General features: G+C 59.4%; 14 protein-coding genes. 12 read left to right on the forward strand and 2 right to left on the reverse strand.

Annotated features, from left to right (window positions below; genetic code table 11):
• Positions 1 to 2 precede the first annotated feature (2 nt).
• Together HMPREF1206_RS07845 and metH are read left to right on the forward strand one after the other, a co-directional pair.
• Positions 3 to 410 (forward strand): hypothetical protein, encoded by a 408-nt coding sequence (locus HMPREF1206_RS07845; RefSeq protein ID WP_016422788.1) that lies wholly within the window; start codon positions 3 to 5, stop codon positions 408 to 410.
• 49 nt (positions 411 to 459) lie between these two features.
• Positions 460 to 4,119 carry a methionine synthase gene (gene metH, locus HMPREF1206_RS07850; protein WP_016422789.1) on the forward strand — a complete coding sequence of 1,220 codons (3,660 nt, stop codon included), beginning with the start codon at positions 460 to 462 and terminating at the stop codon, positions 4,117 to 4,119.
• 7 nt (positions 4,120 to 4,126) lie between these two features.
• Here metH and HMPREF1206_RS07855 read toward each other — a convergent pair whose 3' ends face one another.
• Positions 4,127 to 5,032 (reverse strand): thioesterase family protein, encoded by a 906-nt coding sequence (locus HMPREF1206_RS07855; RefSeq protein ID WP_016422790.1) that lies wholly within the window; start codon positions 5,030 to 5,032, stop codon positions 4,127 to 4,129.
• 155 nt (positions 5,033 to 5,187) lie between these two features.
• Here HMPREF1206_RS07855 and HMPREF1206_RS07860 point away from each other — a divergent pair, with 155 nt between their 5' ends.
• The 5 genes from HMPREF1206_RS07860 (at position 5,188) to HMPREF1206_RS07880 (ending at position 10,077) form a co-directional block, all read left to right on the forward strand.
• Entirely contained in the window at positions 5,188 to 5,871 is a 684-nt protein-coding gene (locus HMPREF1206_RS07860; protein ID WP_080985620.1) for an HAD family phosphatase, read from the forward strand.
• A gap of 22 nt (positions 5,872 to 5,893) precedes the next feature.
• Complete coding sequence (locus tag HMPREF1206_RS07865) at positions 5,894 to 6,157, forward strand: phosphoribosyl-ATP diphosphatase (protein WP_005510825.1); 264 nt, start codon at positions 5,894 to 5,896, stop codon at positions 6,155 to 6,157.
• Positions 6,158 to 6,171: 14 nt separating this feature from the next.
• Entirely contained in the window at positions 6,172 to 7,017 is an 846-nt protein-coding gene (gene hisG / locus HMPREF1206_RS07870; RefSeq protein WP_016422792.1) for an ATP phosphoribosyltransferase, read from the forward strand.
• A gap of 258 nt (positions 7,018 to 7,275) precedes the next feature.
• Positions 7,276 to 8,724, forward strand: coding sequence for an aspartate ammonia-lyase (aspA, locus tag HMPREF1206_RS07875; protein WP_016422793.1), 1,449 nt, complete (start codon positions 7,276 to 7,278; stop codon positions 8,722 to 8,724).
• A 39-nt stretch (positions 8,725 to 8,763) separates the two neighbouring features.
• Complete coding sequence (locus HMPREF1206_RS07880) at positions 8,764 to 10,077, forward strand: anaerobic C4-dicarboxylate transporter (RefSeq protein WP_016422794.1); 1,314 nt, start codon at positions 8,764 to 8,766, stop codon at positions 10,075 to 10,077.
• Between the two features lie 179 nt (positions 10,078 to 10,256).
• On the opposite strand, the gene HMPREF1206_RS07885 is transcribed toward HMPREF1206_RS07880, so the two are convergent.
• Positions 10,257 to 11,144, reverse strand: coding sequence for a RecB family exonuclease (locus HMPREF1206_RS07885; RefSeq protein WP_016422795.1), 888 nt, complete (start codon positions 11,142 to 11,144; stop codon positions 10,257 to 10,259).
• Positions 11,145 to 11,259: 115 nt separating this feature from the next.
• Between HMPREF1206_RS07885 and HMPREF1206_RS07890 the strand changes: the two genes are divergently transcribed.
• The 5 genes from HMPREF1206_RS07890 (at position 11,260) to pafA (ending at position 17,145) form a co-directional block, all read left to right on the forward strand.
• Entirely contained in the window at positions 11,260 to 12,102 is an 843-nt protein-coding gene (locus HMPREF1206_RS07890) for a tRNA (adenine-N1)-methyltransferase (RefSeq protein ID WP_005510776.1), read from the forward strand.
• Between the two features lie 109 nt (positions 12,103 to 12,211).
• Positions 12,212 to 13,789 carry a proteasome ATPase gene (arc, locus tag HMPREF1206_RS07895; RefSeq protein ID WP_126108030.1) on the forward strand — a complete coding sequence of 526 codons (1,578 nt, stop codon included), beginning with the start codon at positions 12,212 to 12,214 and terminating at the stop codon, positions 13,787 to 13,789.
• Entirely contained in the window at positions 13,782 to 15,359 is a 1,578-nt protein-coding gene (gene dop, locus HMPREF1206_RS07900) for a depupylase/deamidase Dop (protein ID WP_016422797.1), read from the forward strand. Before arc ends, dop begins: the two co-directional genes overlap by 8 nt.
• 61 nt (positions 15,360 to 15,420) lie before the next feature.
• On the forward strand, positions 15,421 to 15,615 hold the full coding sequence (locus HMPREF1206_RS07905) for a ubiquitin-like protein Pup (RefSeq protein ID WP_005510795.1): 195 nt from the start codon (positions 15,421 to 15,423) through the stop codon (positions 15,613 to 15,615).
• A gap of 69 nt (positions 15,616 to 15,684) precedes the next feature.
• Positions 15,685 to 17,145, forward strand: coding sequence for a Pup--protein ligase (gene pafA / locus HMPREF1206_RS07910; RefSeq protein ID WP_042389319.1), 1,461 nt, complete (start codon positions 15,685 to 15,687; stop codon positions 17,143 to 17,145).
• Positions 17,146 to 17,179 lie beyond the last annotated feature (34 nt).

Here is a 17,179-nt window from a genome sequence, read left to right on the forward strand (position 1 = left end):
GCATGAGCAACTCAGATCTGTCTGCTGTCGAAGTAACGCAAGAGAACATCGATAAGCTAGTTGCCGATTTGCGCATGTTTGCCACCGGCAGCTACCTGCAGCCCGAGGAACGCGAGTTCTGGGAGCCACTTTTTGACGAATCGGTAGCCGACCAGGTCGGGGAAGCCCTCCGTGAGGCCGCCGCTGGTATTGATCAGGCGGCGGAACTGGCCGTCGATAAGCGAGAAGAAGCCGCAACGCAGGCGGTAGAGAACTGCCTACAGCGCGTGGCTGCGATTGAGCATGAGCACGGTGGCTCGATTTTTGATGAGGAGCTCGACGAGATTCTCGCGATTATCAATTCCGCAACGAAGGCTGTCGGTTTGGACCTGCCTGCGGTGAAGGCGGAAAGCTACTTTGAGATGGAATAACCAGCCCGATTAACGGCGCGGTTATGAAAGTAGACTAAGGTGTCTATTCATGACTGATCGCCACTCTTCCGAGTTCCTCACCGCACTGCACAGCCGTGTACTCATTGGCGATGGCGCCATGGGTACCCAGCTGCAGTCTTTTGACCTCGACGTTGACGCGGACTTCCTCGGCTACGAGGGCTGTAATGAGATTCTCAATGACACTCGTCCCGACATCATCGAGACGATTCACCGGCGTTATTTCGAGGCCGGCGCCGACCTGGTGGAAACCAATACCTTCGGCTGCAACTTCCCGAACCTCGCGGATTACGACATTGAAGACCGTATCCAGGAGCTAGCGCACAAGGGCACCGCAATCGCCCGCAAGGTCGCTGACGAAATGGGGCCGGGGCGCGAGGGTATGCGACGCTTTGTCCTCGGTTCGCTGGGCCCGGGCACGAAGCTGCCGTCTTTGGGGCACGCTCCGTACGCTCAGCTTCGCGACGCTTACACGGAGGCCGGACTCGGCATGATTTCCGGTGGCGCGGATGCGTTTTTGATTGAGACCTGTCAAGACTTGCTGCAGGTCAAGGCAGCAGTCAATGGCATCAAGGCCGCCATGCGACAGGCTGAGAAGAAGATCCCGATTGTCGTCCACGTGACTGTCGAGACCACAGGCACCATGCTGATGGGCTCGGAGATTGGTGCAGCCCTGGCAGCGCTGCAGCCGCTGGGTATCGACATGATTGGCCTGAACTGTGCAACGGGTCCGGACGAGATGAGCGAGCACCTACGCTACCTGTCCAATTTCGCCTCCATCCCGGTATCGGTAATGCCGAATGCGGGTCTGCCAGTGCTGGGTAAGAACGGTGCGACCTACCCGCTGACCGCCCCAGAGCTGGCCACAGCGCTGCGCGGCTTTGTTGAAGAGTTTGGCCTGGCGATGGTCGGTGGCTGCTGTGGTACCACACCGGAGCATGTTTCCGCTGTTCGCGATGCTATTACCGGTGCCGGCGCCTACGCTGAGCAGGGTCCTGCTGTTCAGGCAGCACGCCCATCGACGGATCCGGATGCAAAGCCAATCGATGAGGTTAGTTCTCTGTACTCGGCAGCCCCGCTGACGCAGACAACCGGTATCACCATGATTGGTGAGCGCACCAACGCCAACGGTTCCAAGGCATTCCGCGAGGCCATGCTGGCCGGCGACTGGGAGAAGTGTCTTAACACCGCCCGTGGTCAGGTCACCGATGGCGCACACATGATTGACCTGTGTGTGGACTACGTGGGGCGCGACGGTCGCGATGACATGGCAACCCTGGCATCGCAGATCGCCACCTCGGTGACGTTGCCGGTCATGCTGGACTCCACGGAACCGGAGGTTTTGAAGACTGGCCTGGAGCACCTCGGTGGTCGCTGCGCGGTCAACTCTGTGAACTTTGAAGACGGCGATGGCCCGGACTCGCGTTACCAGCGCATTATGCGCCAGGTTGTTGAGCACGGTGCTGCCGTGGTCGCTTTGACTATCGACGAAGAAGGTCAGGCGCGTACAAAGGACAAGAAGATTGAGATCGCCGAGCGTCTCATCGTCGACATCACCGGCACGTGGGGACTGCGCGAGCAGGACATTATTGTCGACTGTCTGACTTTCCCGATTTCCACTGGCCAGGAGGAAACTCGCCGCGACGGCATCGAAACCATCGAAGCCATCCGCGAACTTAAGCGTCGCCACCCGAACGTGCACACCACGCTCGGTCTGTCCAACATTTCCTTCGGTCTGAACCCGGCGGCTCGCCAGGTACTCAACTCGGTGTTCCTCAACGAGTGCATCGAGGCCGGCCTGGACTCCGCCATTGCCCACAGCTCCAAGATCTTGCCGATGAACAAGATTGACAACAAGCAGCGCGAAGTCGCTCTCGATATGGTGTACGACCGCCGTCGTGAAGCGGGACACCCCGACGGGGAGTACGACCCACTGCAGGTATTCATGGAGCTCTTTGAAGGAGTCTCCGCCGCTGACGCGAAGGACGCCCGGGCCGAAAAGCTTGCCGCCATGCCGCTGTTCGACCGCCTGGCGCAGCGCATCATCGACGGTGAGCGCACGGGTATCGAGGCTGACCTCGATGAGGGCATGAAGGAAAAGGAACCGCTGGCGATTGTTAACGAGGACCTGCTGCGTGGCATGCAGACCGTTGGTGACCTGTTCGGTTCCGGCCAGATGCAGCTGCCATTCGTGCTGCAGTCGGCCGAGACGATGAAGGCCGCGGTGGGCTACCTCGAGGGCTTTATGGATGCCGAGGATGCCACGGGCTCCAAGGGCTCGATTGTGCTGGCCACGGTGAAGGGCGATGTCCACGACATCGGCAAGAACCTGGTGGAGATTATTCTCTCCAACAACGGCTACACCGTGCATAACCTGGGCATTAAGCAGCCGATCGCTACGATTCTGTCCGCCGCCAAGGAACTGGATGTCGACGCTATCGGCATGTCCGGCCTGCTGGTGAAGTCCACTGTGGTGATGAAGGACAACCTGCTGGAGATCAACTCCGCCGGCGATGCCACCCGCTTCCCAGTACTGCTCGGCGGCGCCGCGCTGACGCGTAGCTACGTAGAAGACGACCTGTCCGAGCTCTACCACGGCGATGTCTACTACGGCAGGGATGCCTTCGAAGGACTGCGCATCATGGACGAGCTGATGGCAGCGAAGAAGGGCCTCGGCCCAGACGAGAATTCGCCAGAGGCCATTGCTGCCCGCGAGAAGAAGGAAGCTCGCCGCGCCCGCCGTGAGCGCTCCAAGCGCATCGCCGCGCAGCGCGCCGCCAAGGCTGCTGCTGAAGCCCCCGAGGTGCCGGAGCGTTCCGATGTCGCCGCTGATGTCCCCGTTGCGACACCGCCGTTCTGGGGAACCCGCATTGTCAAGGGCCTGCCCCTCGACGACTACCTGACCACCCTCGACGAACGCGCTCTGTTCATGGGGCAGTGGGGACTGCGCGGCACCCGCGGCGACGAGGGGCCGAGTTACGAGGAACTGGTCGAATCCGATGGTCGTCCACGCCTGCGCGCATGGCTGCAGCGCCTGCGCGCCGAGAACATCCTCCAGCATGCGGCTGTCGTCTATGGCTACTTCCCAGCAGTTTCTGAGGGCGATACCGTACACGTACTGCCGCTACCTGCGGAAGGGGAGCAGCCCGACCCCGCGGCAGAGCCAGTGGTGTCCTGGACCTTCCCGCGCCAGCAGCGTGGTCGCTTCCTATGCATTGCTGACTTCATTCGCTCGCGCGAAGATGCCATCGCCGCAGGACAGACCGACGTCATGCCGTTCCAGCTGGTGACCATGGGACAGCCCATCGCTGACTTCGCCAACGATATTTACGCCAAGAACGAATACCGCGACTACCTGGAGGTTCACGGTATCGGCGTGCAGCTCACCGAGGCGCTGGCCGAGTACTGGCACCAGCGCATTCGCTCCGAGCTCGCGTTCTCCGACGGCACAAGTGTTGGCGCGGAAGACTCCGACGATACCCAGGACTTCTTTGACCTGAAGTACCGCGGCGCTCGTTACTCCTTCGGCTATGGTTCCTGTCCGGATCTGACCTTCCGTCAGGGCATGATTGACCTGCTGCAGCCGGAGCGCATCGGCGTGGAGCTCTCTGAGGAGCTCCAGCTGCACCCAGAGCAGTCCACCGATGCGTTCGTGCTCTACCACCCGGAAGCGAAGTACTTTAACGTGTAGCTTCGCGTTATCCCTGCGGTCGCACCAGCAAGGTCTGCATGCTGCGGCCGATGGGGCCGTGCACATCGTAGAGCTCGCCCGCGGTCATGCCGATTCCGTCCGGCCCAATGGAACCGCGGGCGGCGATGCCCACCCAGCCGCCGTCTTCCGACTGCAACTCCGATTCCGCCGACTTCTCCGAGGCGCCGAGCTGGGGGAGTCGGTGCAGGTGAACCACTAAGTCGGTATTCATAAACGCCCACTGGTGCGGGCTCAGCGTGGCCCCGATACCGTTGGCGGTATCAGCTACCTGCATGACTCGCTCCACCGCAGTCGGCTCCTCCCCGAGCACGATTGGGTACTGCGCGCGAACCCAGTGAATTTGCGTCTCGGCCAGCTCTTCCGTCGCGCCGGCGCGGGCTTCAATTGATTCGATGTAGCCGCCACTCCAATCGTCGGTAAGCGGAATGTACTCGGCGCTGCATTCCTCGGGCCCGGGCACCTGCTTGTCGAATGCACGCTCAATATCCCGCGTATCCGCAGTGGCCATCATCCATGCGGACGCGGTGGCAACTGGTCGCCAGGCACCCTTGACGTCGGCAAGCAATTCGGCTTCGACCTTGGCGATCTGCCGCCCCGGGCGCGAGACCCATGAGCGCGCGCGGAGCTCCGTGTACGGTACAGCCGACAACAGATCCACGGCGATGCGAGTAATACGCATCCCCTCGCTTTCCAGACGGCGGCGCTCCAACATGCGCGTCAGCAGCGCCGACGGCGGCGCACCGTGCTGAAACGGCCCCCACGCCCCATAAGTGAAGCTGGTGGGCATGAAGCGCTCGTAGCTGAGCTCGCCTTCGGTGACCGTCCCTAGCGGAATGAAGTATGCCTCGGGTTGGTCGATAGCCTGGGCGAGCGAATCTTCAGTGGTTGTCATAGCGAGTCGATGCCTTTCATTCACGCGGGACACGTTCATGCGGTGATTTCATGCAGCACCGCAACATACTTTCCTTCCTGAAACTCTAAACCTTCATCCGACGGTTTTGCTGACATAATCGCTAAATGCTTGATTGCCTGGCATAGTCGCATGGTGTGAAAGCAATTTTGTGGGACATGGACGGCAGCCTCATCAACACGGAACCTCTGTGGGAGATTGCCACGTACGACCTCTCGGAATTCGTAGGCCGTCGCCTGACTCCGGAGTTGCGCATGCAGTGCGTCGGCAACACACTCTGGGATACGCTGTCGATTTGTGCTGACCATGCGGGACGCACGCTTGACGACGAGCTGTTTGCCTCGGGCTCCCAATTCGTCGAAGGTCGCTTCACTGAATTGGTTCTAGAACATGGGGTGGAGTGGCGCCCGGGTGTGCCGGCGATTTTGGACCAGGCCCGGGCTGCTGACATTCCGGTGGTGTTGGTGACCAATACCCGTCGGCACGTGGCGCAACCCTGCATTGATGTCATGGGGGAGCAGCACTTCGCCGCAACAGTGTGTAGCGATGAGGTGGCCAACGGCAAACCGGCACCGGATCCGTACTTGCGTGGCGCAGAGCTAGCCGGATTTGCGCCAGAGGACTGCCTGGCTATCGAAGATTCCTCAACGGGGGTGCGCTCTGCACTCGCTGCGGGATGCACGGTGGTGTGGAATCCAATGCCGGATGTGAGCGTTTCGCAGGCTGATGTGGGGACGTTAGTACCCCCGGCGCGCTTCATTTCGGGCAATTTGGATACCTCGAATTTGGGCTTATTGCGGGCTGCTTTCGCGGGCGAGTAGACGACATGGAACAATAGACCGGGTGAAGAACTTTGATGACCTGTTTGCAGAGCTGAAGGAAAAAGCACAGTCGCGCCCCGAGGGATCGGGCACAGTCAAGGCGCTGGACGCTGGTGTGCATTTCCAGGGCAAGAAAATTGTCGAAGAGGCCGGTGAGGTCTGGCTTGCAGCTGAGCACGAATCTGACGAAGCCCTCGCAGAGGAGATTTCGCAGCTGTTGTACTGGCTGCAGGTGGTCATGGTCGGTCGCGGGCTGAGCCCCGAGGATGTTTACAAGTACCTGTAGGAGAAATCAACACCATGCTGCGTATTGCCGTGCCCAACAAAGGATCGCTGTCCGAGGCGGCAGTCGAAATCCTGAAGGAAGCTGGCTACCCGGGTCGAGGCGACTCCAAGAGCCTGACCATCCACGACGAAGCCAACGACATTGAGTTTTTCTTCCTCCGCCCGAAGGATATTCCCATCTACGTTGGCAACGGCCATCTGGATTTGGGCATCACCGGCCGCGACCTGGCCGCTGACTCGCTGGCTCCGGTCGATGAGGTTCTGAATCTGGGCTTCGGCGCCTCGACCTTCCGCTACGCCGCTCCGGCCGATGAGGAGTGGACCGTAGAAGCTCTGGAGGGCAAGCGCATTGCCACCTCGTACCCGAACCTGGTGCGCGAGGATCTGAAGGCTCGTGGCATTAACGCCACCGTTATTCGCCTTGATGGTGCAGTGGAGATTTCCATCCGCTTGGGAGTTGCCGACGTAATCGCCGATGTTGTCTCCACCGGTCGTACCCTGCGCAAGCAGGGATTGAAGCCATTCGGCGATGTTTTGGTCAGCTCTGAGGCAGTTGTTGTCGGACGCAAGGGCGTAGAGGTCACCGAGGAGCAGCAGGTGTTCCTACGTCGCATGACCGGCATTCTGCATGCCAAGACGTACTTGATGATTGACTACAACATCCGTGCGTCCGCGCTGGAAGAGGCATCCAAGCTCACCCCGGGCCTGTCTGGTCCGACCGTGTCGCCGCTGGCTAACGAGGATTGGGTAGCAGTTCGCGCGCTAGTTCCGAAGGCAGAGGCCAACCCGCTCATGGACGCACTGGCAAAGATTGGTGCCGAGGCGATCTTGGCTTCGAATATCCGTATCGCGCGTATTTAAGTCACGCGACCCTTACACGCTATCCAGTGGGAGCTTCCTAGCTGAATCCACCCTTTACCTACGCTAGCGTAGGTAGTAATATTGACACTAAGAGTGCGCACGGCGTTAGCCGGACCGAAGCAGTAACTTTATGCCTGTACATGCGGCACATACGCCAGCGCTGTAGTTTTGGCGGTGTAACCAATCATCGCCACTAAATGTGGCCCACAAGGCTGCGTCTACTAGGTCTGCTAAAAGGCTAGAAGGGATTGCTTCCACATGTCCGCAACACGTACCGAGGTCGACCTGCTTGGCTCTATGGAGGTCCCGGCAGAGGCTTACTACGGCATCCACACCCTGCGCGCAATCGACAACTACCAAATCTCAGCCAAGACCATCAACGACGTGCCCGAATTCATTCGTGGCATGGTGATGGTGAAGAAGGCCACGGCCATTGCCAACCAGCGCGTCCACACGCTGCCCAGCGATGTTGCAGACATCATCGTCGCCGCATGTGATGAAATCCTGGAAAAGGGACGCTGCATGGATCAGTTTCCAATCGATGTCTTCCAGGGTGGAGCTGGCACCAGTCTCAACATGAACACCAACGAGGTCATCGCTAACCTCGCTCTAGAACTGCTCGGCCTGGAAAAGGGCCGATACGACGTCATTCACCCCAACGATGATGTCAACCAGTGCCAGTCAACCAACGATGCCTACCCAACAGGTTTCCGTCTTGCCATCCACATGTCGCTGCTGAGCCTGCAGAAGCACTTCGACTCCCTGGTTGAGGCTCTACACGCCAAGGGTGATGAATTCAACGACATCATCACAATGGGGCGCACGCAGCTGCAGGATGCCGTTCCCATGACCCTGGGACAGGCTTTCCACGCATTTGCCCACAACCTTGAGGAAGAGCAGGAGTCCATCGCAACTGCGTCGGCACGCCTGCTGCAAATCAACCTGGGAGCAACCGCTATCGGTACCGGTGTAAATGCGCCGGCAGGCTACCGCGAGGCCGTGACCCAGGCGCTGCGTGAGGTCAGTGGCTTTAAGGTGACCTCTGCGAAGGACCTAATCGAAGCCACCAGCGATACCGGCGCCTACGTCAGCGTGCATGCATCCCTGAAGCGCGCGGCCATGAAGATTTCCAAGATGTGCAACGACCTGCGCCTGCTGGCATCGGGTCCACGAGCCGGACTGAATGAAATCAACCTTCCGGAGCGCGCCGCTGGGTCTTCGATTATGCCGGCAAAGGTTAACCCGGTAATCCCAGAGGTCGCGAACCAGGCCTGCTTCAAGGTCTTCGGCAACGACGTGACCCTGACCTGGGCAGCCGAGGCTGGCCAGTTGCAGCTAAACGTGATGGAGCCTGTCATCGGCGCATGCCTCTTCGAGTCGATTGAACTGCTGCGCAGTGCTACCGACACTCTGCGCGACAAGTGCATTACCGGCATCACCGCTAACCCGGAAGTTTGCCGCGGCTATGTGGAAAACTCCATCGGTATCGTGACCTACCTGAATCCGGTCATTGGCCACCACGAGGGCGATATGATTGGCAAGGAAGCCGCTCGCACTGGCCGCTCCGTCCGGGACATTGTCCTCGAACGCGGGCTGATGGACGAGAAGGAGCTCAACCAGGTCCTGAGCACCGAGAACCTCATGCACCCGGAATACCGGGGGAAGCGCTACGTGGCAGGGGAGTCTCGCCTCGACGATTTGTCCTAAGCGGCAACAAGTCTAACGAGTGACTTTTCGGAGATACACATGTTAGTTGCCGTCCAAATCTCTATCGTTCTAGCAGCGATCCTCCTTGGCGCGCGTCTTGGTTCAATTGCTATCGGGTTCGCCGGTGGGCTGGGCGTTTTGGCGCTGGGCATCACCGGGGTTCCGGTCACCAAAGACGACATTCCGTTCGATGTCATCGGCATCATTATGTCGGTAATCGCGGCAATTGCCGCTATGCAGAAGGCCGGAGGCATGGACTATCTCGTCCACATTGCCGAACGGTTGCTGCGCAAGAATCCGCGACACATCACCTACTGGGCCCCGGTTGTCACCTACCTGATGACACTGCTCGCCGGCACCGGCCACACCGCATTTTCCACCCTCCCAGTTATCGCCGAAGTATCCAAGGAGGGAGGCGTTCGCCCGTCCCGCCCGCTGTCCGTGGCGGTCATCGCATCTCAGTTGGCGATTACGGCATCACCCATTTCAGCGGCTGTGGTGCTGATGGCTTCGCTCATGGAACCCCGCGGCGTTGGTTATCTCACACTCCTGGCGATTGTCATTCCTTCGACGTTCCTCGCCATCCTTCCGACCGCCTTTGTCACGAATCACCTAGGCAAAGAGCTTGACGACGATCCGGAGTATCAAAGCCGCTTGGAAAAGGGGTTAGTCTCCAAGCCACGTGGCCAGATGAGCGAATACGTGCCAACCAAGTCGGCCAAGTGGTCCGTGGCGATTTTCCTACTCTCGATTCTCGCGGTGATGGTCTACGCGACCATCAGCACTGAACAGGTCGGCCTCATCGCTGACCCCACGCTCCCACGAAACGAGGCGATCATGTCAATCATGTTGACCGCTGCCACCGTTATCGTGCTGGCCTGCAAGTTGGACGCGGCAACCATTTTGAACACACCGGTGTTCAAATCGGGCATGTCCGCCAGCGTCTGCGTTCTCGGTGTGGCGTGGCTGGGAACCACAATTATCAACCACTACATCGACGACATTAAGGCCGCGTCCGGCAGCCTACTGACCACAATGCCGTGGATGCTGGCAATCGTGCTCTTCTTCGCGGCCGCATTGCTGTACTCGCAGGCGGCCACGGCAAAGGCCATCATGCCCGCTGCACTCGCGGTGGGAGTTTCTCCCATCACTGCGATTGCTTCCTTCGCAGCGACTTCCGCGCTATTCGTACTGCCTACTTACCCGACGCTCCTTGCCGCGGTGGAGATGGACGACACTGGCACAACCCGAATTGGCAAATACGTGTTTAACCACTCGTTCATCATCCCAGGCACCTTATGTATTGCCCTGTCCGTCGCGTTCGGTTTCGCCTTCGGCAGCGCACTGCTGTAGTGGGGGACTACCTAAAACACCGTATAGAGAAACTGACTAGGTTTATGACAAAATCGAAGCTGTGAATTCCATTCACCTGTCATAAACCTAGTCAGTAACTTTTACTGGCACCGTTACCGCCGACGGCGGCACCCCGCGAAAGCTAACATCGCCGCGAGAGCCACCGCCATCCGCAGCTTTTACTCAGCGCCACCATCGCCGACAGCACCCGGCCAACCGGGGTACTCCGGTGTGACCCCGCCATAGGCAGGGCACATCTCCTGGAAAGAACACCACCCGCAGAGCTTGGACTTCTTCGGTACAAAGTCACCGTTTTCACCGTCGCGCACGATCGCCGACCACAAGTCAGCAATCTCCGCTTGGAAGGCCTCTAATTCTGTCGCGTTGGGACTCAGCACCAGGTCATCGGCGACCTTCAGGTACATCAACCGCAGCTGTTCCGGGATACGACCGGTGAGCCGCCACCACACCAGCGCGTAAAACCGCATCTGGAAGAGTGCCTCATCCTGGAAGCGAGGAGAGGGCTTCTTGCCCGTCTTGTAGTCGACAATCCGAACCTCACCGGTCGGGGCAATATCGACGCGGTCGATAAAACCACGAAGTGGCACCGACAACGGCACAGTCTGATCTGCATCCGGATCGATAACCAGCTGAACGAACTTTTCCATCTCGGCCGCATCGAAGCCCATGGGGTTTTCCATCATGAAATAACCCTTGAGCAGTCCGCGGCATTCGACCAGGAAGTCGTAGTAATCATCCTCCGGAACTAGCTCAATCAGTTCCTCGTCCTTTGCACGCATGTCCTCCCAGGTCGGCTTCAAACGCTTCACCGCTGCGGGGTAAGTGCGTTCTTCACGGGGCCAGGCATGCATCTGTTCGAGCACAGCATGCACCAACGTGCCCTTGACCTGCGCGACAGTCGACGGCTCCGGAATCTTGTCAATCGCACGGAACCGGTACTTCAGCGGGCACTGGCGGTAGTCATTAGCTCTCGACGGCGACAGCGCCAACTTAGAGCGGCGGGAAGGCTGAACAGCTGACTTAGAACTTTGGGCATTGTCGGGCATACTAGCCAGGTTAGAGTACCGCCCGGATTTGGCTGCACCCGACACAACCCGACCCAACCAAACCGAACCAGACCCAACCCGACCCAACCAAACCCCAAAAGGAGCCCACACACCTATGGCATTGAGCGGACCATTCCAAGTCGGCGACCGAGTCCAGCTGACTGACTCGAAGAATCGCCACTTCACCGTCATCCTCGAGGAGGGTGGCAAGTTCTTCACCCATCGCGGCACCATCCTCCACGACGACCTCATCGGCGCCAAGGAAGGCACCACCGTCACCTCCGGCGAAGGCACCGTCTACCTGGCGATGCGTCACTTGCTGGTCGATTACGTCCTGTCCATGCCGCGCGGTGCTGCGGTGATTTACCCGAAGGATGCCGCACAGATCATCGTCGAGGGCGACATCTTCCCAGGTGCGCGCGTGTTGGAGGCCGGCGCTGGCTCCGGCGCGCTCAGCCTCAACCTACTCCGCGCCATCGGCGCTGACGGGCAGCTTATTTCCTATGAGGTCCGCGAGGACCACATCGAGCACGCGGAACGCAACGTTGTCGACTTCATGGGTCACAAGCCCGACAACTGGGACTTGCGCCTGGGCGATCTCAACGAGGCCTCCGTCGAGTCGCTCGGCGGCCCGGTCGACCGAGTCATTCTGGACATGCTCGCTCCATGGGAATGCCTGGACACCGTTTCGAAGGTGCTTCAGCCTGGCGGCGTGCTCATGGTCTATGTCGCCACTGTTCCGCAGCTAATGAAAGTCATGGAGGGCATCCGCGCGCAGAAGTGCTTCACCGAACCACGCGCCTGGGAATCCCTGGTCCGCGACTGGAATGTTCAGGATCTCTCCGTCCGCCCGGCGCACCGTATGCAGGCGCATACCGCATTCCTGGTGTGGGCACGCAGGCTTGCCGACGGCACGGTGCCTCCGCGCCCACAGCGACGAAATCAAAAGAAGCTCTAGACCCGCCGCTTCGCGCTGGGAGGTGTAGCCGTCGTAAAGCGTGATGCGACACACGGTCTAAATCGACCAAGCAACAACGGCATCTGGCCCTATGGGTAATCTGGGATACATGACAACGCCGTCTGACAAAATCCGTGATCTTGAGCAGAAGAACTACAACCTCGGCATTCGTAATAATCGCCTGGTTGAGCTGTTGCGGGACTCCCGTAACAAGCTAGAGCTACTGCGCCAAGACATGGAGGACATGCTGGAGCCGCCTAGCACGTACGGTATTTTCCTTAAGCCGGGGCCGGAGAAAGGCACCGCAGAGGTTTTTACCGGAAATCGACGGATGCGCCTGCGGGTGCAGCCGGAGATTAATGAGCGGGCGCTTCGGCCGGGTGCACAGGTGCGTCTGAATGAGGGCTCGATAATCGTGGAGGACTGCGGTTATCCGGAAAGCGGCGACATCGCCAATGTTCGTGAGGTGCTGCCGGATCGGGAGCGCATTTTGGCCTCGGATACTCACGGTGAGGAATTCGTGGTGTCTCTGGCGGGGGATTTGTCGCCGAAGCCGGGGGACTCGGTGATGATTGACCGCAAGTCGGGCTATGCGTTTGAGGTCATTCCGAAGTCCGAGGTGGAAAACCTGGTGCTGGAAGAGGTACCGGATGTCACCTACACGGATATCGGTGGTTTGGACAGTCAGATTGAGCAGATTCACGATGCCGTGGAGATGCCGTTCCTGCAGCCAGAACTGTTTGAACAGTACAACCTGCGTCCGCCGAAGGGTGTGCTGCTCTACGGCCCTCCCGGCAATGGTAAGACGCTGATTGCCAAGGCTGTGGCTAATTCGTTGGCACGCAAGATTGCGCTATCCCGAGGCAAGAGCGAGGCGGAGGCGCAGCGGGCGCAATCGTACTTCTTGAATGTCAAGGGCCCGGAGCTGCTGAACAAGTTCGTGGGTGAGACCGAGCGTCAGATTCGCCTGATTTTTGACCGCGCTCGCGACATTGCCGAGGATGGCAAGCCGGTAATTGTCTTCTTCGATGAGATGGACTCGATTTTCCGCACTCGTGGTTCGGGCATCTCCTCGGATATGGAAAACACAGTGGTCCCGCAGCTGCTCAGTGAACTTGACGGTGTGGAGGGGCTGGAAAACGTCATCGTGATTGGTGCCACCAACCGCGAGGAGATGATTGACCCGGCAATTCTGCGCCCAGGACGCTTGGATGTGAAAATCCGCATTGAGCGCCCGAATGAGGCTGCGGCGAAGGATATCTTCCGCAAGTACTTGACTCCAGAGCTGCCGTATAAAGCAGCCGAGGTGGAAGCGCGCGGTGGGGTGGAGCAGAATGTCGCACACCTCATTGACCAGGTTGTTGAGCGGATGTACGCCAAGACGGAAGAAAACGAGTACGTGCGGATTCGCTATGCCGATGGCACCAGCGAAGTTATGTACTACCGCGATTTCAACTCCGGCGCGATGATTTCCAACATCGTCGACCGTGCGAAGAAGTCCGCCATCAAGTCGGTTATCGCTGGCGGCGAGGCTGGTATTAGCTTGGATCACCTGCTGTCTGCAGTGGCGGAGGAGTTCGCGCAGAACGAGGACCTGCCAAACACCTCGAACCCGGATGAGTGGGCTCGCATCTCCGGTCGTCCAGCGGCGCGCGTTGCCTCGGTCGAGGTGATTCGCCATGGCTAAATCCGCCGCCAGTTCTGCACAGTCGAACCGCTTCTTCGGCACGGAGATTGAGTACGGCATTTCCAGCCCGGACAACCCGGATGTCAGCCCAATTCTCACCTCCACGCAGGCCGTGCTCGCTTTCGCGCATGAGCAGGAGGAGGGCCTGTCGGGGCGCATCCGCTGGGATTACGCACCAGAGTCGCCACTGCGCGACAGCCGTGGTTTCGACCTGCGCCGTTACCACCAGCCACCGATTGTTGACCCCAACGCCGTCGGTGCTGCAAACCTGCTGGTGCAAAATGGTGCTCGCTTCTACGTCGATCACGCGCACCCGGAGTACTCCTCACCGGAAACGGCAACTGCCCGCGAGGCGGTTATCGCTGACCGCGCAGGTGACAAGATTATGCTGCGCGCAGCTCAGCTTGCCGCCGAAGCCACCGATGCCGAGGGCAATCCAGGTCCGACGCTGAAGCTCTACCGCAACAACGTCGATGGCAAGGGCGCCTCGTATGGCGCCCACGAGAACTACCTTTTCTCCCGAGAAACTGAGTTCGATGACATTGTCGCCGGTCTGACACCGTTTTTCGTCACTCGCCAGGTGTTCACGGGCGCTGGTCGCGTAGGTCTTGGGCAGACGGGGCAGGAGTCGGGTTTCCAGATTTCGCAGCGCGCGGACTACATCGAGACTGAGGTCTCGCTGGAGACCACTTTGAACCGCGGCATCATCAACACCCGCGATGAACCACACGCAGACTCCGATCGCTTCCGCCGCCTGCACGTCATCATCGGTGATGCCAACATGAGCGAGGTCGCCACCTTCCTCAAGCTGGGCACCACAGGTTTGGTCATCGACGCCATCGAGGACGGCGTGCGTTTCGACGACCTGCAGCTCCGCAACCCCGTCGAGGCCGTCCATAAGGTCTCCCGAGACCTGACTTGCACCGAGAAGCTGCAGCTGGCAGACCATGTCACTTGGATGTCCGCAGTGGAAATGCAGTACGAGTACCTGCGTCGCGTGGAGAGCTACGACCAGCAGGGCGACGTCGTCAAGCTCTGGCGTGAAGTGCTCGACGTGCTTTCCGACGACCCCCGCAAGGCAGCCCACCTGCTGGATTGGGTGGCGAAGTACAACCTCATGGAGGGCTTGCGTACCCGCCTGGGCGCGGGCTGGGACCACCCGAAGTTGGCGTTGATTGATATTCAGTACTCGGATATTGATCCGGCTCGTGGGCTGTACCATGCGCTGGTGCGCCGTGGTTCGATGCGCACGCTCGTGACAGAGGAAGAAGTCGACCGCGCGGTTGAATACGCGCCGGAATCCACGCGTGCGTATGTACGCGGTGGCATTCTGCGCCGCTTTGGCAAGGATGTCGTCGCGGGCAGTTGGACCAGCTTGGTGGTGGACACCGCGGGGGTGTATCGGAGCACTCGTGACGTGGAGTCGCCTGGAATTACGCTGGCCTACATTACGCTGGATGAAGTTGACCGTTTCACTGCCGCAGAATGCGGTGACGTGTTGGAGTCTGCGGAGACAGTGGCCGAGGTGGTTGAGCATCTGCGTACTCTCGGGGCTATCCGCGAACAATAGGCATACATAGTGCAGTAATAGAGCAGTAATACTCAAAAGTTCATTTTTAAGGAGCAATATCATGGCTGGTAACACTCAGGTTTTCGGCGGCGGTTCCGGCGGAGGCGACGAGGAAGAGTTCGGCGAGGTCGCTGGCGGCGGTCAGGCTCAGGAGCACGTTGCAGCTGCTGACGACCTGCTGGATGAAATTGATGGTCTGCTGGAGAACAACGCCGAGGAGTTCGTGCGCTCGTATGTCCAGAAGGGTGGCCAGTAAAAAGTGACTGACCAGCAGGTAGGGCAGCAGGAACCGGAAGCAACGCCGACACCGGTACCGGCGCAGGCGTTGACCCGACGCATCACCGGCATTGAGACCGAGTTCGGCATCACTCTGACGCTGGATGGCTCGCGCCGTCTGGGACCGGATGAGATTGCCCGCTACATGTTCCGCCCAGTGATCGCTAAGTACGGGGCAACCAACATTTTCACCCCCAATGCTGGTCGTATGTACCTCGATGTCGGAAGCCACCCGGAGTACGCCACCGCTGAGTGCGATTCGGTCTCGCAGCTGGTAGCGTACGACCGCTCGGGCGAGGTCATCTTGAATGAACTCGCTGAAAAGGCTGAAGCAGAGCTTGCCGACGAGGGCATCGGTGGCAAGGTCTACCTGCTGAAGAACAACGTTGATACCGTCGGTAACTCCTACGGTTGTCACGAAAACTACCTGGTTGGACGTGAACTGGGACTGAAGTCCCTTTCCAAGCTGCTGCTACCTTTCTTGGTTACGCGACAGCTCATTTGTGGGGCGGGGAAGATTTTCCTGCCGTACCCAACCTCGCCGTATCACAACGATCCGATTCAGTACTGCTTCTCGCAGCGCGCGGATCATGTGTGGGAGGGCGTCTCCAGTGCAACGACGCGCTCCCGGCCGATTATTAACACTCGCGATGAGCCACACGCGGACTCCAACCGTTTCCGCCGCTTGCACGTTATCGTGGGCGACTCCAACATGAGTGAGACGACGACTGCGCTCAAGATTGGCTCCACTCAGCTGGTACTGGAGATGATTGAAGCCGGCGTGAGGTTGCCGGACTTCGAGGTCGCCAACGAGATCAAGTCCATCCGTGCGGTGAGCCGCGATATGACGGGCAAAGCCGAGATTCCACTGCGCAGTGGCGAAACTGCCACCGCGCTGCAGATTCAGCGCGAGTTCCTGGACGCTGCGACGGAGTGGCTGAAGGTCCGCGAAGAAAACATGGTCAACGAGGACAAGGGCATTGCCGGTGCCGGCACGTCCAACGAGGAAATGGACCGCATTGTCGAGCTGTGGGGGCGCGCGCTGGATGCCGTGGAAACCGGTGACTGGTCTCTCATTGAGCACGACATTGACTGGGCCATTAAGTACTCGCTCATGAAGCGCTACCTGGACCGCGGTCTAACGCTGGAGGACCCCAAGCTTCATCAGATCGACTTGGCCTACCACGACATCCGTCCCGGCCGAGGCATCTTCCGTGCGCTGGAAGCCCGTGGCATTGCCTCGCGGTGGATTACCGATGAGCAGGTCGCTGAGGCGGTCCGCATCGCACCGCCAACTACTCGTGCGAAGCTGCGCGGTGATTTCCTCGTTGCAGCTGAAGACTCCAGTTTGAAAACCGTCGTGGACTGGACACACCTGAAGATTTCCGGCGACGATCCCATCTCCACCATGCTCGGCGACCCCTTTGCCACGGAAAACGATGAGGTCAATGAGATGATCGAGATTCTGACGGCCGCGAAGAAGACCTCGGATACGGATCCGGAAAACTAGTTCCGTCCCAGGAAACTGCCCCAGGAAAAGGAGC

This window comes from Corynebacterium sp. HFH0082 (genome assembly GCF_000411235.1).
In the GTDB taxonomy this organism is placed as follows: domain Bacteria; phylum Actinomycetota; class Actinomycetes; order Mycobacteriales; family Mycobacteriaceae; genus Corynebacterium; species Corynebacterium jeikeium_D.

Coding starts and splice junctions, on each gene's coding strand:
- HMPREF1206_RS07845 (WP_016422788.1), top strand. CDS start 3: ATGAGCAACTCAGATCTGTCTGCTGTCGAAGTAACGCAAGAGAACATC.
- metH (WP_016422789.1), top strand. CDS start 460: ATGACTGATCGCCACTCTTCCGAGTTCCTCACCGCACTGCACAGCCGT.
- HMPREF1206_RS07855 (WP_016422790.1), bottom strand. CDS start 5,032: ATGACAACCACTGAAGATTCGCTCGCCCAGGCTATCGACCAACCCGAG.
- hisG (WP_016422792.1), top strand. CDS start 6,172: ATGCTGCGTATTGCCGTGCCCAACAAAGGATCGCTGTCCGAGGCGGCA.
- aspA (WP_016422793.1), top strand. CDS start 7,276: ATGTCCGCAACACGTACCGAGGTCGACCTGCTTGGCTCTATGGAGGTC.
- HMPREF1206_RS07880 (WP_016422794.1), top strand. CDS start 8,764: ATGTTAGTTGCCGTCCAAATCTCTATCGTTCTAGCAGCGATCCTCCTT.
- HMPREF1206_RS07885 (WP_016422795.1), bottom strand. CDS start 11,144: ATGCCCGACAATGCCCAAAGTTCTAAGTCAGCTGTTCAGCCTTCCCGC.
- HMPREF1206_RS07890 (WP_005510776.1), top strand. CDS start 11,260: ATGGCATTGAGCGGACCATTCCAAGTCGGCGACCGAGTCCAGCTGACT.
- arc (WP_126108030.1), top strand. CDS start 12,212: ATGACAACGCCGTCTGACAAAATCCGTGATCTTGAGCAGAAGAACTAC.
- dop (WP_016422797.1), top strand. CDS start 13,782: ATGGCTAAATCCGCCGCCAGTTCTGCACAGTCGAACCGCTTCTTCGGC.
- HMPREF1206_RS07905 (WP_005510795.1), top strand. CDS start 15,421: ATGGCTGGTAACACTCAGGTTTTCGGCGGCGGTTCCGGCGGAGGCGAC.